Genomic DNA, 15241 nt, shown 5'->3' on the forward strand with positions numbered 1-15241 from the left:
GGTCCCAAGGGGCGATGACGTGACACCGATCGCCATGGTCCTGGCGGTCGGGTGACCGGCATCGAGCGATCCGCTCGGCCTTGCACTCGCCGAGTTCGGGACTGGCCGGGAGATCAGATTGCACCTTGCCGCGGCCGGCAATGCGCGCCAGCATGGCCGGCGATCGGGCATTGCGGCGGCAAGGTGGATGGACGATGGGGTTGCGGATCGACGGCGAGCGGCTCTGGGCAAGCCTCATGGAGATGGCGCGGATCGGGGCGACCGCAAAGGGTGGCGTCAATCGCATCGCGTTCTCCGACCTCGACCGCCAGGCGCGCGATCTCTTCGCGCGCTGGGCGACTGAGGCGGGCTGCTCGGTGCGGGTCGATCCGTTCGGCAACATGTTCGCCCGTCGCCCGGGGCGCCTGATCGAGGCGCCTGCCGCGATGGCCGGAAGCCACCTCGACAGCCAGCCGACCGGCGGCAAATTCGATGGTCCGTTCGGTGTGCTGGCGGCGCTCGAGGCCGTTCGCGCGATGAACGATGCCGGCATCGAAACGCGCCATCCGATCGACATCGTCAACTGGACGAACGAGGAGGGCTGCATCTTCAAGCCGATGATCGGCTCGGCGGTGTGGACCGGGCTCATCGGGCTCGATGAGGCGCTCGCCATGCGTGAGCCGCGCGGCGGCTGGTCGATCGGGGAGGCGCTCGGGGAGATCGGTTATGCGGGGAGCGCACCGATGATGGTCGGCGCCCGGCCGCTCTGCTATCTCGAGGCGCACATCGAGCAGGGCCCGGTTCTGGAAGCGGCCGGTGAGTGGATCGGTGTCGTCGATGCCACGCAGGGTCAGCGCTGGTACGACATCGAACTCGTCGGGCGTGAGGCCCATGCGGGGCCGACGCCGATGGCGGCGCGGCGCGACGCGCTCGTCGGCACGAGTCGGATCGTCCTCGAGGTCGAGCGGATCGCACGGTCGCACGAGATGGGCTGCGGCACGGTCGGGCGCGTCGAGGTTTTCCCGAACTCGCCCAACACGATACCCGGGCGCGTGGCGTTCTCGGCGGACCTGCGCCATCCGCTCGATGCCGTTCTGAGCGAGATGGACCGCGAATTGCGCGAGGCGGCGCGCGAGATCGCGGCGCGCATGCACCTTTCGATTTCCCTCGCCGAGCGGATTTACATTCCTCCCCTCGACTTCTCCCGGTCGCTCGCGGATGCGGTCGAGGCTGCGGCGCGCGCCACCGCCAAGCCCTACAGGCGGATGTATACCGGGGCCGGACACGATGCCTGCAACGTCGCGCGCTTCCTGCCGACGGCGATGATCTTCATTCCCTGCCGCGACGGGATCAGCCACAACGAGGCCGAGCACGCCGAGCCGGAGCACGTGGCGGCCGGGGCTGAAGTGCTGGCGAACGCGCTGCTCGCGGCAGCGCAAGGCGAAATCGACTTCGGGGAGCATGCATGACCGACTATCCGATCGGCGGGCCGCAGGATCTCTTTTCATCCCGTTCGAACCGTGTGCCGCTGCCGCTCATCGTCAAGGCCGAGGGTGTGCGCATGTGGGACGACGGCGGCCGCGAGTACATCGACGTCTCCTCGGGTCCGGTCGTCAGCAACATCGGACACGGCAACGCGCGCGTCGCCGAAGCGATGGCGCGGCAGGCACGGACCATGGATTTCGCCTATACACGGGTTGCCCGCCACCAGCCGAACATCGATCTCGCCGAGCGCATCGCAAAGCTCGCGGGGCCCGGCTACGAGCGCGTCTGTCTCGCTTCGGGCGGCTCGGAATCGATGGAGATCGCGATAAAATTCCTGCGCCAGTACGTGGTCGCGACAGGCCGGCCCCAAAAGCGCAAGATCATCTCCCTCTCACCGTCCTACCACGGCGGAACGGTGGCCCTTCTCGGGGTCAGCGGCGACGAGGCCATGGACCCGTTCCTGGACGGTTTCGGCATCAAGGCGGAGCATGTTCCGGCGCCGTTCCAGTACCGGGTGCCCGCCAACCACACGCAAGAAACGTACCGGATGGCGTGTGCGAACGCGTTGGAGGAAAAGATCAAGGAACTCGGGGCGGACAACGTCCTGTGTTTCGTCGCCGAGCCGGTCGGTGGTCTGGCGACGGGCGCACAACCGCTGATGGAGGACTACGTCAACAAGGTCAGGGAGATTTGCTCGCGCCACGACATCTACCTCGTCTACGACGAAATTCTCTGCGGCACGGGGCGGACCGGGCATTTCCTGGCCAGCCATGCCTGGCCGAAGGGGCATGCCGACATCGTCGTGCTCGCCAAGGGGCTGGGCTCGGGCTATGCACCGCTGTCCGCGACGCTCGCGCCGGCGAAGATGGTGGACGAACTCGCCGGGTTGACCGGGTTCAACCTCTCGCACACGTACTGCGCCAACCCGATCGCCTGCGCGACGGGGCTCGCGGTGCTGGACGAATACGAGCGGGGGGATCTCGTTTCGGCGGCGGGCGAGCGTGGCCGCACGCTCAAGCGGCGTCTCGAAGCGCTCGCGGAGCGTCACCCTTCGGTCGGTGACGTGCGTGGTGCCGGGCTCCTGCTCGCCGTCGAACTCGTGACCGACAAGGAGAGCAAAGGCAGATTTCCGGTCGAATTCTCTCCCACCGAGGAAGTGCGCATTTCGGGACTAGAGCACGGGCTCATCATCTATACGCGACGCACGGCGAACGGGCGCAACGGGGACTGGTTCATCGTTGCACCACCCCTTACCATCACCGAGGAAGAGTGCGACGAAATGGTGCGCCGTCTCGATCTGACGCTCACCGATTTCGAGACCCGGGCGGCGCCCTACATGGCGCGCAGAGCCGCGTGATCATCTGCCGGAGGAGAAATTATGGCCGATCCCAAGTACCGTCCGGTCGATGCGTCCATCGTGCCGCGATTCTCGGATGTCGCGACGTTCCTCAGGACGCGGCGCGTCGAGATGAATTCGGAGATCGATATCGGACTGGTCGGCGTGCCGTTCGACATCGGACTCAACTATCGCGGCGGGCCGCGTGAGGCGCCGGGGGCGGTTCGGCACGCCAGCCGGCTGATCCGCATGGCGCATCCGACCAGTGGGACGGAACCCTATGAACTCTGCAACATCGCCGATCTCGGCGATGCGCCGGTCAACCCGCTCGACAAGGATCGCTCGATCGAGGCGATCCAGGCCTTCTTTGCCGAGTTGAAATCGCTCGACATCCGTCCAGTGGCGATCGGCGGCGATCACACCATCCCGACGCCGATCCTGCGGGCGCTCGCGGCGGGCGGACCCGTCGGCATACTGCAAGTCGACAGTCACGCCGATACGCTCGATGAGATGTGCGGAACGAAAATCAACCACGCGACCTTCATGCGGCGCGGTCTCGAAGAGGGACTGATCGATCCCTCGCGGGTCGTGCAGGTCGGGCTCCGTGGCTCGCGGTTTCGCCCGGACGACATCCAGTTCGGCATCGATGCGGGCTTCACGGTCGTCACCATCGACGACTACGAGGCGATGGGGCGGGCGGCTTTCATCGAGAGGATGAAAAGGACGCTCGCAGGCGGGCCGACCTACGTGACCATAGACATCGACGGGCTCGATCCCTCGTTCTGTCCCGGCACGGCGGTTCCGGAAATCGGTGGTCTGACGCCGCGTGACGTCCAGGTCATTCTGCGGGCGCTTTCCGGTATCGACGTCATCGGGGCGGATATCTGCGAGGTCGCCCCGTGCTACGATCCGACTGGCGTGACGTCGGTGACGGCGGCCAATCTCATGTTCGAACTGGTCTGCGTGATCGCCGAGGCGGTCGAGGCGGCCCGCAAGTGAAGTGCGGTGGGGAGTTGCCTCCCCGGGGCCGGCGCAGGAGTGCCCGACATGACCAGCCCGCTGATCGATTGCCTCCAGTACGCGAACTGGTCGGAGGCGGTGTTCCACGAGATGCGCGAGGGCGGCGTACATGCCGTGCACGCAACGATCGCCTACCACGAGACGTTCCGCGAGGCGGTCGCGAACGTCGAAGCCTGGAACGACCGGTTCAGGCGCTACGAAGACCTGATCTTTCACGGGCGGACGGGTGGAGATGTCCGGCGGGCCATGGCGGAGGGCAAGACCGCCATCTTCTTCGGATTCCAGACACCAGCACCGATCGAGGAAGATATAGGGCTGGTGGAGATCTGGCACCAGCTCGGCGTGCGCTTCATGCAGCTCACCTACAACAACCAATCGCTGCTCGCGACGGGCTGCTACGAAGCCGCGGACGCCGGAGTGACGCGCTTCGGGCGTGAAGTGATCGCGGAGATGAACCGGGTCGGGATGGTCATCGACATGAGCCATTCGGGAGAGCGCTCGACGCTGGAGGCGATCGAGATTTCCTTGCGCCCGATCGCCATCACGCACGCGAACCCGCACTGGTGGCACGGGGCGGTGCGGAACAAGTCCGATACGGTCTTGAGGGCGCTCGCGGAATCGGGCGGCATGCTCGGGTTCTCGCTCTATCCACATCACTTGGCGCGCGGGTCCGACTGCACGATGGCTGAATTTTGCTCCATGGTTGCGCGTGCGGCGGAGCGCTACGGCACCGAGCGCCTCGGGATCGGTTCGGATCTCTGTCAGGGTCAGCCGGATTCGGTCGTTGCCTGGATGCGCAACGGGCGCTGGCTGCGGCAGATCGACAGTGGACGGGAAGCGGCCCCGCCGGCTGTGTTTCCGGCGCAGCCTGCCTGGTTCGGCGACAATCGCGATCTGGCAGGGATCGGCGACGGGCTCAGGCGAGCCGGCTTCTCGGTCGAGGAGGTCGCGGCGATCATGGGAGGAAACTGGCTGCGGTTCTTCGAGGCTTCGTTCGCAGGGACCGGGTCATGACGCGCGCACCGGCGATGCCCGGCCCGGCGGCGGGGTTGCGCCCACCCGGGGAGGTGATGCGTCTGGCGCGCATGGGGGCGTCCTATCCAACGCGCCTCAGCTTCGGGCGTACGCTGGTGCGGCGTCTGGTGCGCGACAGGGCGCGGGTGCGCAGACCGGTCTGGGAGATCGATCGCGATGGCCATGGGAGGGCGGTTTATTCGCTCGATCTCGGAGGGCGGACCTACAGCCTCGTTGCATTCTCGCAGGCGTTGGAGCCGGAGCGCCGGACGGACAGGGTGATCGCGGAGGCCTGGGATACGAGCTATGCGCTCGTCGACGGCGAACCGGCGCGCGCCGATCTCGATCGGCTCGAAGCGCAGGTGCCGCGCCAGGAAGCAGGGCGCTACCAGGCGGGTGACCTCGTCCTCAGCCGGGCGAACAAATCCGTCCGCCTCTTCGAGCACGTCGCCTCGAGGCTCGCTGAAGGTACGCAACCGGACAGGGAAGCGGTCGTGTCCACCGGCTATCTCATGCGCACGACAGCCGTCTATGGCAATGGCAAGTTCGGGATAGCGGACCGTGAGCGGATCGTGGAGCGACCGGAGCTTTCCGGTCCCTTCCAGGGGGAGATGCTGACGGTCTGGCTGATCCGTGGCTTTTCCCATGACCTCGTCGAGCACGTGGCGCGGATGCGCAGCCCGGAACGCGCCGTAACGCTCGATCGCCGACTCAAACGTCATCTCGGGATCGGGAATGCCACCGGTCTTGGCATGGCGCCATTTCTCGTCAATCATCCCATACTCATCAACAATTGGATGATGGCGCGCGAAACGGCGCTTTCGCGCGTGCGCGGGGTGCGGACCTGCGACACGGAGCGGGCACGGGCGACCCGCGGTCTCCTGGCACGAGCCGGGGCACATCTCGAGGAGTGGAATGTCGGGGATGCGCGCCAGATGCGACGGATCGAAATTGCGCGCGAGGAGATCGCCACCATCACGCGGCGGGTCGATGCAGCGTTCTTTTCCGCGCCATTCGCATTCGACCGGCTGCTCGGACTGGCCGAGGGGTGTTCGCTGGAGACGCAGGAGCTCGTTGCCGCGCTCGTGCTCGAGCCGAACGGGGACCTCGTCGACGATCTCGCGGATTGCATGGCGAGTGGGGCGGGACCGCGGCTCGATCCGGCGATGCGTTTGGGAGCATTGCGTGACCTCATCGGCGAGCAATTCGCGTGGGCGCTCACGACGGATTTCAGCGATGCCCGCGAGACGGCACGGTTCTGGTACGTGTCGGAGGAGAAACTCGAGCCCCGACTCGGCCGCCGCCACGAGGAACCGGGGGCGGAACGGGAGTTGCGGCTCGACATCGCGCGGCAGGTTCAGTCCCTCGCCCGTGATCTCGACGGCGCGCCCGCAGGCACAACTCTGGCGGTTTTCCTCATGGAGCATCCCGAGCATCGCCACGCGGCGCGCCGGGTGCAAGCGAGCGCGACGCACCCTTACGCCGAGATCCACGACAACCTGATCGGGGAGGACTGCGAGGCCATCGATCTCCTGCGCTGCAAGCTGGCCTTCTTCGGGGCGGCGAAATTCGATCCAAAGTCGGACCGGTGGACGCGCATCACCCTCTTCCAGGGGGCGCCGCTCGCCGACGAGGTGGATGACGAGCGGGCCGACGACTGGTGGCTCCCCGTTCATGAGGGAGTGGAATGAGACGATCGCTGAACGAGATCGCAGGAGTTTTGACGAAGGCAGCGGGCGGGGCCGGTCTCGCGCTCGGGCTGGCGGAGGATGTGGCGCGGGCCGGGGTGTGGCTGACGCGGAGCGGGCTCGACGGGGTCGGTGCGGCGGCGCGGGCGATCGGCGAGGTGCAGGGCCCGGGGAGGTTCACCGATCACTGCAGGATGGTGGCGTTTCGCGGGGCGCGGGCCGCTCACGACGGGCCGAGTGCCGTCGATCTCCTCCTTGCCGGGTCGCGGGCCGAGAGCGTCGTGCTGGCGCCGATCGACGAGCCGCTGCTGGTTCTGGGTCTCGCCGGCGTGGCGGCCGAGGAGAGTGGCGTTGCACTGGCCGTGGAGATGGCCGGGCTCGGGCGGATCGTGGTCGGACCCGCCGGCCCCGCGAAGGGGGAGGCCCTTGCACGGCTGCTCGACGGCGAAGAGGCGGGGCGGGCGAGCCTGACGCTGTCGCGCCACCATGGTCCCATGAGCGAGGCGATCGCCGGGATGGCCGTTCGGGGGGGCGGCGCCGAGGTCGCGGAGGCGGTCTGGGCACGGCTGGCGCTGCTGGCCGCCCGCACCTTGGTGCCCGCGGACGAGAACTCACGCCAGCGGGGCGCAGGGGCGGGCGACATCGACAACGACTAGCAACCCTTCGATCCCGAACTCACTGACCGGTGTGGGAAGAATAAACCGTCGTCTGGCCATCGGCGCCGAAGGCGATCACGTCATACGGTTCCGCGGATTGGCCGGGCACCTCCATTCCAGGGGAGCCGATCGGCATGCCCGGGACCGCAAGTCCGGCGACTGGCGGGCGCTCGGCGAGTAGGCGCGCGATGTCCTGTGCGGGGACGTGACCCTCGACGAGATAGCCGGCAACCTTGGCGGTGTGGCAGGAGCGGAGCGGCTCCGGCACGCTCTTGCGCAGGGTGACCGCGGACATCGATCTCGCTTCGTCGACCACGACCTCGAAGCCGGCCGCGCGAAGATGGTCGACCCACTTCAGGCAGCAGCCGCACCCGGGCTGGCGCCAGACTTCGATCCGCTCGCCCGCCGTGGCGGAGAGACCGAAAAACTGGCCGGCGAGAATCAGCATGGCGATCAGCGTCGCGCGCTCTATGAGTCGCATGGGTCGTGCTCCTTGGAAATGCAGCCGATAGGTTCGGCCCCTGCAAGGCCGGCGATGATCGGGCAGTCGGGCCGCTCGTCGCCGTGACAATTCTCGATGAGGTGCGTCAGTGCGTCCGCCATGGCGCGCAATTCCGTCATCTTGCGTTCGATGTCGGACAAATGCTCCCGGGCCAGGGATTTCACGTCCGCGCTCGCGCGCCCGCCGTCCTCGTAGAGGGCCAGGAGCTTGCGGCAGGTGCCGATGTCGAAGCCGAGGCCCCGGGCGCGGTGGATGAATGCCAGAAGGTCGACCTCGCGGCTGCCATAGGCGCGGTAGCCGTTGGCGCGGCGCTGCGGCACGACGAGCCCGATCTGCTCGTAGTAGCGGATGGTCTTGGCGGGCAGACCGGAACGCGCGGCGGCTTGGGAGATGTTCATCGTGTCGTTTTCGCTTCTTGCTCAGCGCATCACGAATGGATTGGCGGCAGGAGCGTCCGAGGTGTTGATCCAGACGGATTTTGTGGAAAGAAATTCGCGGATCGCCTCCATGCCGTTCTCGCGCCCGAGCCCGGAGCGCTTGATGCCGCCGAACGGCATCATGTAGCTGATGGCGCGGTAGGTGTTGATCCAGACGACGCCGGCCTTCAAGGCCTTGGCCATGCGGTGCGCGCGGGCGATGTCCTTGGTCCATACGCCGGCCGCGAGACCGTAGACCACGTCGTTGCCGATGCGCACCGCATCGGCCTCGTCGGAAAAGCCGATGATCGAAAGGACCGGTCCGAAAACCTCTTCCTGGGCGATGCGCATGTCGTTGCGAACGTCGGTGAAGATCGTCGGCTCGACGAACTGTCCGCCGGTGATGCCGGGCCCCGTTGCGGGGCGGCCACCGAGCAGGCGGCGCGCGCCTTCCGCCTCGGCGATGGAAATGTATTCGAGGACCTTGGCGTACTGCGGCGGCGTGGTGACCGGGCCGATGTTGGTCGCGGGATCACGCGGGTCGCCGATGCGGGCCGAGCGGGCGATGGTGAGGAGTTTTTCGGTGAATGCTTCGCGCACGGAGTTCTGGACGAGCAGCCGGGAGCCGGCGACGCAAGTCTGGCCGGTGGCGGCAAAGATGCCGGAGACCGCCCCGGCGGCGGCGGCATCGAGGTCGGCGTCGGCAAAGACGATGTTCGGCGACTTGCCACCGAGCTCGAGGGAGACGCGCTTCAGCGACCGGGCCGCCGCTTCGTAGATGGCAGCGCCAGTCCGGTCGGAGCCGGTGAACGATATCTTGGCGACGTCGGGATGCTCGACGAGCGCCTTTCCAGCCTCGTGGCCGAAGCCGGCAACGACATTGAAGACGCCGTCCGGAAATCCGGCCTCCTTGGTCAGGGCAGCGAACTCCAGGGTCGATGCGGACGTGAACTCGGAGGGCTTGACGACGACGGTGCAGCCGGCGGCAAGCGCCGGGGCGCACTTCCATGCAATGAACAACAGCGGCGAGTTCCATGCCGTGATAGCGCCGACGACGCCAACGGGCTCGTTGGTGGTGAAGGCGAAGTGGTCGGCCTTGTCCAGCGGGACGACCGTACCCTCGATCTTGTCGGCGAGACCGCCATAGTAGTACCACCACTCGGGATGGTAGCGAAGTTGGGCCAGCATCTCGGACATCAGCTTTCCGTTGTCGCGGACCTCGATTTCGGCGAGCCGTTCGGCGTTTGCGGCCACGAGGTCGCCGAGCCGGCGCATGAGCTTTCCGCGCGCGCTCGGCGTCATGGAAGGCCAGGGGCCGCTTTCGAGGGCACGTTTGGCGACCTTGGCGGCGCGTTCGACGTCCTCGGCCGTGCCGCGTGCGATCCGGGCCCAGATGGCGCCCGAATAGGGGTCCAGGCTGTCGAACCAGGCGCCTGCGGCGGGCGCGACGTACGCGCCGTCGATGTAATGGTTGTATGTGACGACGCCAGCTTTGGCATGGGGCGCGTTCATGGCCGAGGTCTCTCGTGCGCTGCTGCGTGAGGTCGAGCCCGCTCCGGGGTTCGACGCAAGGGAAGCACGCGACTGCCACCTCGCCAAGTCGTTTGCGCGTTCGCCACGGCACCGGAGCGCAGAAGTGATCCGCAGCCGGGTGCAAATCCGGCCCTGGCAAATCCAATCACGGTGTCGTGAGGCCTTCGCCAGGCTGTGGGATCAGGATTGGAGCCACCATGACCGCGGACTTGGCGCGGCGGGTGTGAACTGGCGGCGCGGGCATCACGACGGAAGGTTTGAGCGATGAGCCAGACGCAAAATGGCGGATCGACGCCCAAGGGCCACGGCACGGGAAGCGAGGATGGCGTGCACATTTTCCTCGAGGGACTCGACGAGGCCGGCTGGCGTCTCATCCGCCGGCACGGCGAGGCGCAGGTGTTCGCACCTGGTGAAGTGTTGGTCGGTGAGGGCGAGCGCGACGAGGCGATCTTCATCATCGAGGCGGGGAGCGCGGAAGTGGTGCTCGGCCTCGTCGACGATGGCGATGCCGGCGGATGGTCCATGGCCGGGCAACGGCGCGGCGGGCGGGTGATCGCGCAATTGCCCACTGGAACAGTGTTCGGTGAAATCGCGTTTTTCGACCGAATGCCACGCAGCGCAACGGTTCGGGCGACCTCGGCGGGCCGGATGCTGCGCCTGACGCGGGACGGGTTCGAGCGGCTTGCGGCCTGGGAGCCGCACCTCGGTCGTCGCATCCTTCTCGAACTCGGGCGGATTCTTGCGCTTCGACTGCGCTGGGTCCAGAGCCAATCAACGGTGCGGCGCTAGTCCGCACCCGAGGAATGCGAGGAGTGACGATCGTGGCGGACGGATCGGACAATCGCATGGGGGGCGGCACGGCACGGCTGATCGGTGGGGACGATCCCTTCAAGCCCTATACCGAGATGCGGTCCTGGCTGCCCAAAGCCTTCTGGTTGATGCTGCGCGTTCTGACGCTCATGGCGGCCCTGGCGCTCGCGGTCACGCTCGTGGTCGCGCCGGAGATCGGTGTCACCGTATTCTGGAAGATCGTCATCCCGTCGCTGCCGATCGTGCTCGCGGTCGTGCCGGGTCTCTGGCGCCAGATCTGTCCGATGGCGTTCGCCAACCAGATCCCTGTGCAGCTCGGCTGGTCGGCGAACAGGACACTGCCGATCTGGCTGAAGGAATCCTCCTATCTCTACGCCATCCTGGCGTTCATCGTGCTGGTCGCCCTCAAGCACGTGACGCTCTACAACTCGCCCGGACCGTTGCTTGCGATGGTGCTCGGGGCGCTCGTTCTCGCGTTCCTCGGCGGCCTCGTCTACAAGGGGCGAAGCGGCTGGTGCGGCACGTTCTGCCCGCTCGGACCGTTGCAGAAGGTCTACGGCCACACGCCTGTCGTCGTGGTGAAGAACGGGTATTGCCCGACCTGTGTCGGCTGCCAGAAGAACTGCTACGATTTCAGTCCGCGCTCGGCGTTCTTCCAGGATCTCTACGACAAGGACCCGTGGTACGCGGGCCACCGCCGCTTCTTCGTCGGTGTGCTGCCGGGGCTGATCATCTCGTTCTGGCTCGGGCGCAATCCGGAAGAAATCGGCTACGTCCGCTATGTGCAGGAGCTGTTGTTCTGGCTGCTGCTCTCGGCCGGCAGCTTCTTCGTGATGACCAGTGTCCTGCGCACGAGCGTCTACAAGGTGGCCGCGGCCTACGGCGTCGTTGCGATTTTCCTCTACTATTGGTTCGCGGCGCCGGTGGTGCTCGAATCCATGCGCGAATTGTTCGATGTCGCGCTGCCGGATGCGCTCGCCTATGGCGTCATCGGGCTCGTGGTGCTGGTCGCGGCGCGCAATCTCTTCGCCGGATACCGCCTCGAGCGCCTCTACTGGGCGCGGGAGGCGGGCGAGGAGCCGCGGCTCGGGGTCTCGGGGCAAGCGGCGGGTGCCCCGACGGGTCCCTCGATCCTCGAGAAGGCGAGTGGCAAGCGCATTCCGCTCGATCCGAACCGGCCCATCCTCGATCTCCTCGAATCGTCCGGGATAAGAATAGACTTCGGCTGCCGGACCGGCATGTGCGGCGCCGATCCGATCGTCGTCGAGGCAGGGGAGGAGAATCTTTCGCCGCCGTCGGCCATCGAACTCGAGACGTTGCGGCGGATGGGCCTCGAAGGGCGGGCGCGGCTCGCCTGCGTCTGCCGGGCGCGGGGCAGCGTCACCATCGATCTCGCCAAGGACCCGATGAGCCTTGCAGCGGCAGGTCCGGTGCCGCGCACGGTCGACCTCGCGGCGATGGCGGGCGTCGGGCGGGTCGTCATCATCGGCAACGGTGTGGCGGGAGTGACCGCGGCCGACCGGATTCGCCGGGCGAGCCCGAGCTGCCGCATCGACCTCGTCACGCGCGAGAACCATCATTTCTACAACCGGATGGCGATCGGGCGCGCGATCTACGGGCGCGGCGGCCTCGACGGCCTCGGCCTCCTGCCCGAGAGTTGGGATAAAAAGAACGACGTCACCGTCTGGCTCAACACCATCGCGCGCTCGATCGATCGCCAGTCGAAGGAAGTGGTTCTCGGAACGGGTGAGCGGCTCGCTTACGACAAACTCATCCTGGCCACGGGCGGAAGGCCGGCGGTGCCGCCGGCACCGGGCGTCGACCTCGGCGGCTGCTTCGTGCTGCGCGAGGCGCGTGATGCGTTCGAAATCCGCGCCTGGAGCCAGGCGCACGCCTGCCGCCATGCCGTGGTCGTCGGTGGCGGCGTGCTCGGCATCGAGGCGGCCGATGCGCTCCGTCAGCTCGGGCTCGGTGTCAGCATCGTGCACCGCTCGGTCCATCTCATGGACCGCAACCTCGATGCGGAGGGTAGCCTTCTTCTCGAACATTATCTGCGCGGCCTCGGCGTCGATGTCCTGACGCGCTCGCAGGTTGCGAGCATCGACGGAGAAGAGAACGTCGAGGGCGTGACGCTCGCGGACGGTCGGCACGTCGAGGCACAGATCGTGCTGTTCTGCATCGGCGTGCGCGGGGAGACCGCGCTCGCGGAGGCGGCGGGATTGCAGACCGGGCGCGGCGTGATCGTCGACACCGCCATGCGCACGAGCGATCCCGACATCTACGCAATCGGCGACGTCGCCGAATTCGGCGACGGACCGTCCGGCCTGTGGACGGTTGCGACCCAGCATGCGCAGCTGGCAGCCGATGACCTCCTCAAGCGGCGGGAGGGCAGCCATGTGCCGCGCACGGTCATGCAGCTCAAGATGGATGGTGTCGATGTGGTCGCCTATGGCGAGCACGAACTCACCCGACTCGGACAGGAGTTGATCGTCGACGACGACGAACCCGGACATGCCCGGCGCCTCCTGCTGGTGGAAAACGGACGCATCATCGGGGCGGTGTTCGTCGGTCCGCCCGGTACCGCCCTCGGTGTGGCGGATGCGATCCTCAGCGAGCGCGACATTACCGGCGTGCTCGGGGAATTGAGGCGGGGGAACTGGCAGGCGCTGGCCGGCCAGAGCGAGATCGTCGAGAGCGAGGACGACGCGCCACAGTCCACGACCCGGGTCGAGGAGCGACGGCCAGCCCTCTCGGGACCGCTCGGCTGGGGCATCGCCATGCTCGTCGGGGCGATGGTGACGGCGGGCGCGGCGGTCTGGGTCGGCATGGTTCCAAACGAAATGCGAATCGAGCGGATGATGTCCGCGATGGAGGAGGCGTTCACGGCACGCGGCTCCAAACATGGGGTCGGCGGGGCAGCCGGCGGCCAGATCGACAGCACCACCGTCGCGCCACGGCCGGACCGGGCGAAGGAGCCGGCACAGCCCGCGGCCACCGTGACCGAGGTGGCCGATGCGACGCCGACGCAGGACGTGCGTGCTCCGGAAGGTGCGCCGACCGGAGCAACGCCCGTTGCGATCGTCGAGCAGTCGCCTCGGACTGAGCCGGCGTCCACGCCGGCACCGGGCCGTGGCGTCGAGGTCGAGGCACCGCAGGCCGAGCCGATCGGCCCAGTTGCCGACACCGCGCCGGCCGCCGATGGCGCCTCGGCATTGCCAGCCGTTCCAGCGATACCCGCGCCGGTTCCGACACCGGCTGGCGGATCGACGCCTCCGGCCGCACCGAGCCAGACGGCGGCCACGCCGGCCACGTCGACCGCCACCGAGCCCGGCGGTGAAGCGGCCGCTCCTGTTACGCCGACGGTGCCGGGAGCGGCGACGACCGAGCCGCAGCCGCAGCCGCAGCCGCAGCCGAGCGAGCCGGAGGTGCCTACAGGGCCCCTCACGGGCGAAGACCTTCGCCAGGCGGTCAGCGGGCGCATGATCTCCGGTGGCGGGTTCTTCGGGACACGCCGGTTCGAGATGCGGTTGGCTGCCGGTGGTGCCGTGCAGGGGCGGTTCATGCATCAAGACAGTTTCGGATCGCAATTGGTCGACAACGGTCGCTGGACCCTGCGCAACGATCAGCTTTGTGTGACGTTCTCGTTCACCGGCGGCGGGCGCACGGCATGCGTCGCCGTTGAGAAGTCCGCGACAGGCATGCGTTTTCTCGGATCGGGTCAACGTCCGCTCGACTGGCGCATCGAGCCGTGAGGCTTGCCCGGCCGGATCGGAACGATCCCGCCGGGGCTGGCGCGGCGGCACGTCTGGTGGCAAGAACCGGGGCCCCGGGCGGCGGTCGTCGCGTCGTTCCTGCCGGGCGATCGCGGGAGGGCGAATGAAGCTGCTGATGATGACCGATCTGCACCTCGTTGCGCCGGGTGCGGAGATGGCTGGCGTCGATCCGCGCGTCGGGGTCGAACTCTGCCTTGCCGATATGCAGCGCTGGCATGGTGATGCGGCGCTCTGCGTGATCGCGGGTGACCTCACGGATCGCGGCGAGGTCGATGCCTATCGCTGGCTGGCGGACCGGCTCACGGCGTTCACCCTGCCGGTGCAATTGATGATGGGCAACCACGACGACCGAGAAGCGATGGCGGCTGCATTGCCGCAGGTCGAGCGCGACGCGAACGGCTTCCTCCAGAGTATGCGTGAGACCGAAGAGGGGGTGCTGCTGTTTCTCGATACGTACAAGGGGCCGACCTCGGAAGGGGCATTTTGTGAGCTGCGCCGGGCCTGGCTCGCCGAGCGCCTCGAGAGTGTCCGCGGCCGTCCGGTCTGGATCTTCATGCACCACCCGCCATTTCCGATCGGCCACACCTTCATGGATCGGATCCGGTTGGACGAAACGGACGCGCTAGCGCTCGGCCAGCTGCTTTCGGCGCACGACAACATCCGCCACATCTTCACGGGCCATGTGCATCGCGCCGTGCAGACGATCTGGCACGGCATTCCGGCCACGTGCCTGCCGGGAACGAGCCACATCATGGCCATGAAGCGGCGCACGCATGGGCTCGCTTATCCGACGGGCAGGCCCATGTACGGCATCGTCCTCATCGAAGGCGAGCGCACGACCGTGCATTTCGAGACCGTGCCCGAGGAGCCGGCAGGACAACCCGAACTCGCCGCACCGTGAGGAGCGCGCGGCGGCGAGGCAGCGACACCCGCGGCTTCGATGGTTGTTCCCGGCCCATGTCGATTGCAGTAAATTTTAATTAAATCAAATCGTTAGCGCCGGCCCGCGCCGGACGACCGAAGCGTTCC

Annotated in this window: 12 protein-coding genes; 9 read left to right on the plus strand and 3 right to left on the minus strand. The window is 67.3% G+C overall.

The window, feature by feature from the left end; all coding sequences use genetic code 11:
• Nucleotides 1-140 precede the first annotated feature (140 nt).
• Genes GC150_00735 through GC150_00760 form a run of 6 tightly spaced genes read left to right on the plus strand, consistent with a single transcriptional unit; the run spans nt 141 to nt 7178 of the window.
• The gene (locus GC150_00735; GenBank protein ID MBI1383424.1) at nt 141-1448 is read left to right on the plus strand and encodes a hydantoinase/carbamoylase family amidase; all 1308 of its coding nucleotides are present in this window, start codon (nt 141-143) and stop codon (nt 1446-1448) included.
• Nucleotides 1445-2821: an aminotransferase class III-fold pyridoxal phosphate-dependent enzyme gene (locus GC150_00740; GenBank protein ID MBI1383425.1), complete on the plus strand. Its 1377-nt coding sequence runs from the start codon at nt 1445-1447 to the stop codon at nt 2819-2821. The genes GC150_00735 and GC150_00740 overlap by 4 nt, the downstream gene beginning before the upstream one ends.
• A gap of 18 nt (nt 2822-2839) precedes the next feature.
• Entirely contained in the window at nt 2840-3799 is a 960-nt protein-coding gene (locus tag GC150_00745) for an agmatinase (GenBank protein ID MBI1383426.1), read from the plus strand.
• Between the two features lie 48 nt (nt 3800-3847).
• Entirely contained in the window at nt 3848-4834 is a 987-nt protein-coding gene (locus GC150_00750) for a membrane dipeptidase (protein ID MBI1383427.1), read from the plus strand.
• 14 nt (nt 4835-4848) lie between these two features.
• Entirely contained in the window at nt 4849-6525 is a 1677-nt protein-coding gene (locus tag GC150_00755) for a hypothetical protein (protein MBI1383428.1), read from the plus strand.
• Nucleotides 6522-7178 carry a DUF3726 domain-containing protein gene (locus GC150_00760; GenBank protein ID MBI1383429.1) on the plus strand — a complete coding sequence of 219 codons (657 nt, stop codon included), beginning with the start codon at nt 6522-6524 and terminating at the stop codon, nt 7176-7178. The genes GC150_00755 and GC150_00760 overlap by 4 nt, the downstream gene beginning before the upstream one ends.
• Before the next feature lie 19 nt (nt 7179-7197).
• Here the strand turns inward: GC150_00760 and GC150_00765 are convergent, their stop codons facing one another.
• The 3 genes from GC150_00765 to GC150_00775 are packed head-to-tail and all read right to left on the minus strand — an operon-like array spanning nt 7198 to nt 9608.
• Nucleotides 7198-7659, minus strand: a complete 462-nt coding sequence (locus GC150_00765; protein ID MBI1383430.1) for a DUF411 domain-containing protein — start codon at nt 7657-7659, stop codon at nt 7198-7200.
• On the minus strand, nt 7647-8078 hold the full coding sequence (gene cueR / locus GC150_00770) for a Cu(I)-responsive transcriptional regulator (GenBank protein ID MBI1383431.1): 432 nt from the start codon (nt 8076-8078) through the stop codon (nt 7647-7649). Before cueR ends, GC150_00765 begins: the two co-directional genes overlap by 13 nt.
• 21 nt (nt 8079-8099) lie before the next feature.
• The gene (locus GC150_00775) at nt 8100-9608 is read right to left on the minus strand and encodes an aldehyde dehydrogenase family protein (GenBank protein ID MBI1383432.1); all 1509 of its coding nucleotides are present in this window, start codon (nt 9606-9608) and stop codon (nt 8100-8102) included.
• A gap of 285 nt (nt 9609-9893) precedes the next feature.
• On the opposite strand from GC150_00775, the gene GC150_00780 reads away from it, so the two are divergent.
• The 3 genes from GC150_00780 to GC150_00790 all read left to right on the plus strand — a co-directional run bounded on the left by GC150_00780 (nt 9894) and on the right by GC150_00790 (nt 15113).
• Complete coding sequence (locus GC150_00780) at nt 9894-10418, plus strand: cyclic nucleotide-binding domain-containing protein (protein ID MBI1383433.1); 525 nt, start codon at nt 9894-9896, stop codon at nt 10416-10418.
• A 14-nt stretch (nt 10419-10432) separates the two neighbouring features.
• Nucleotides 10433-14191, plus strand: a complete 3759-nt coding sequence (locus GC150_00785; GenBank protein ID MBI1383434.1) for a 2Fe-2S iron-sulfur cluster binding domain-containing protein — start codon at nt 10433-10435, stop codon at nt 14189-14191.
• 124 nt (nt 14192-14315) lie between these two features.
• Nucleotides 14316-15113 carry a phosphodiesterase gene (locus GC150_00790; protein MBI1383435.1) on the plus strand — a complete coding sequence of 266 codons (798 nt, stop codon included), beginning with the start codon at nt 14316-14318 and terminating at the stop codon, nt 15111-15113.
• Nucleotides 15114-15241: the final 128 nt, after the last annotated feature.

This window comes from Hyphomicrobiales bacterium (genome assembly GCA_016125495.1).
Lineage (GTDB): Bacteria > Pseudomonadota > Alphaproteobacteria > Rhizobiales > RI-29 > RI-29.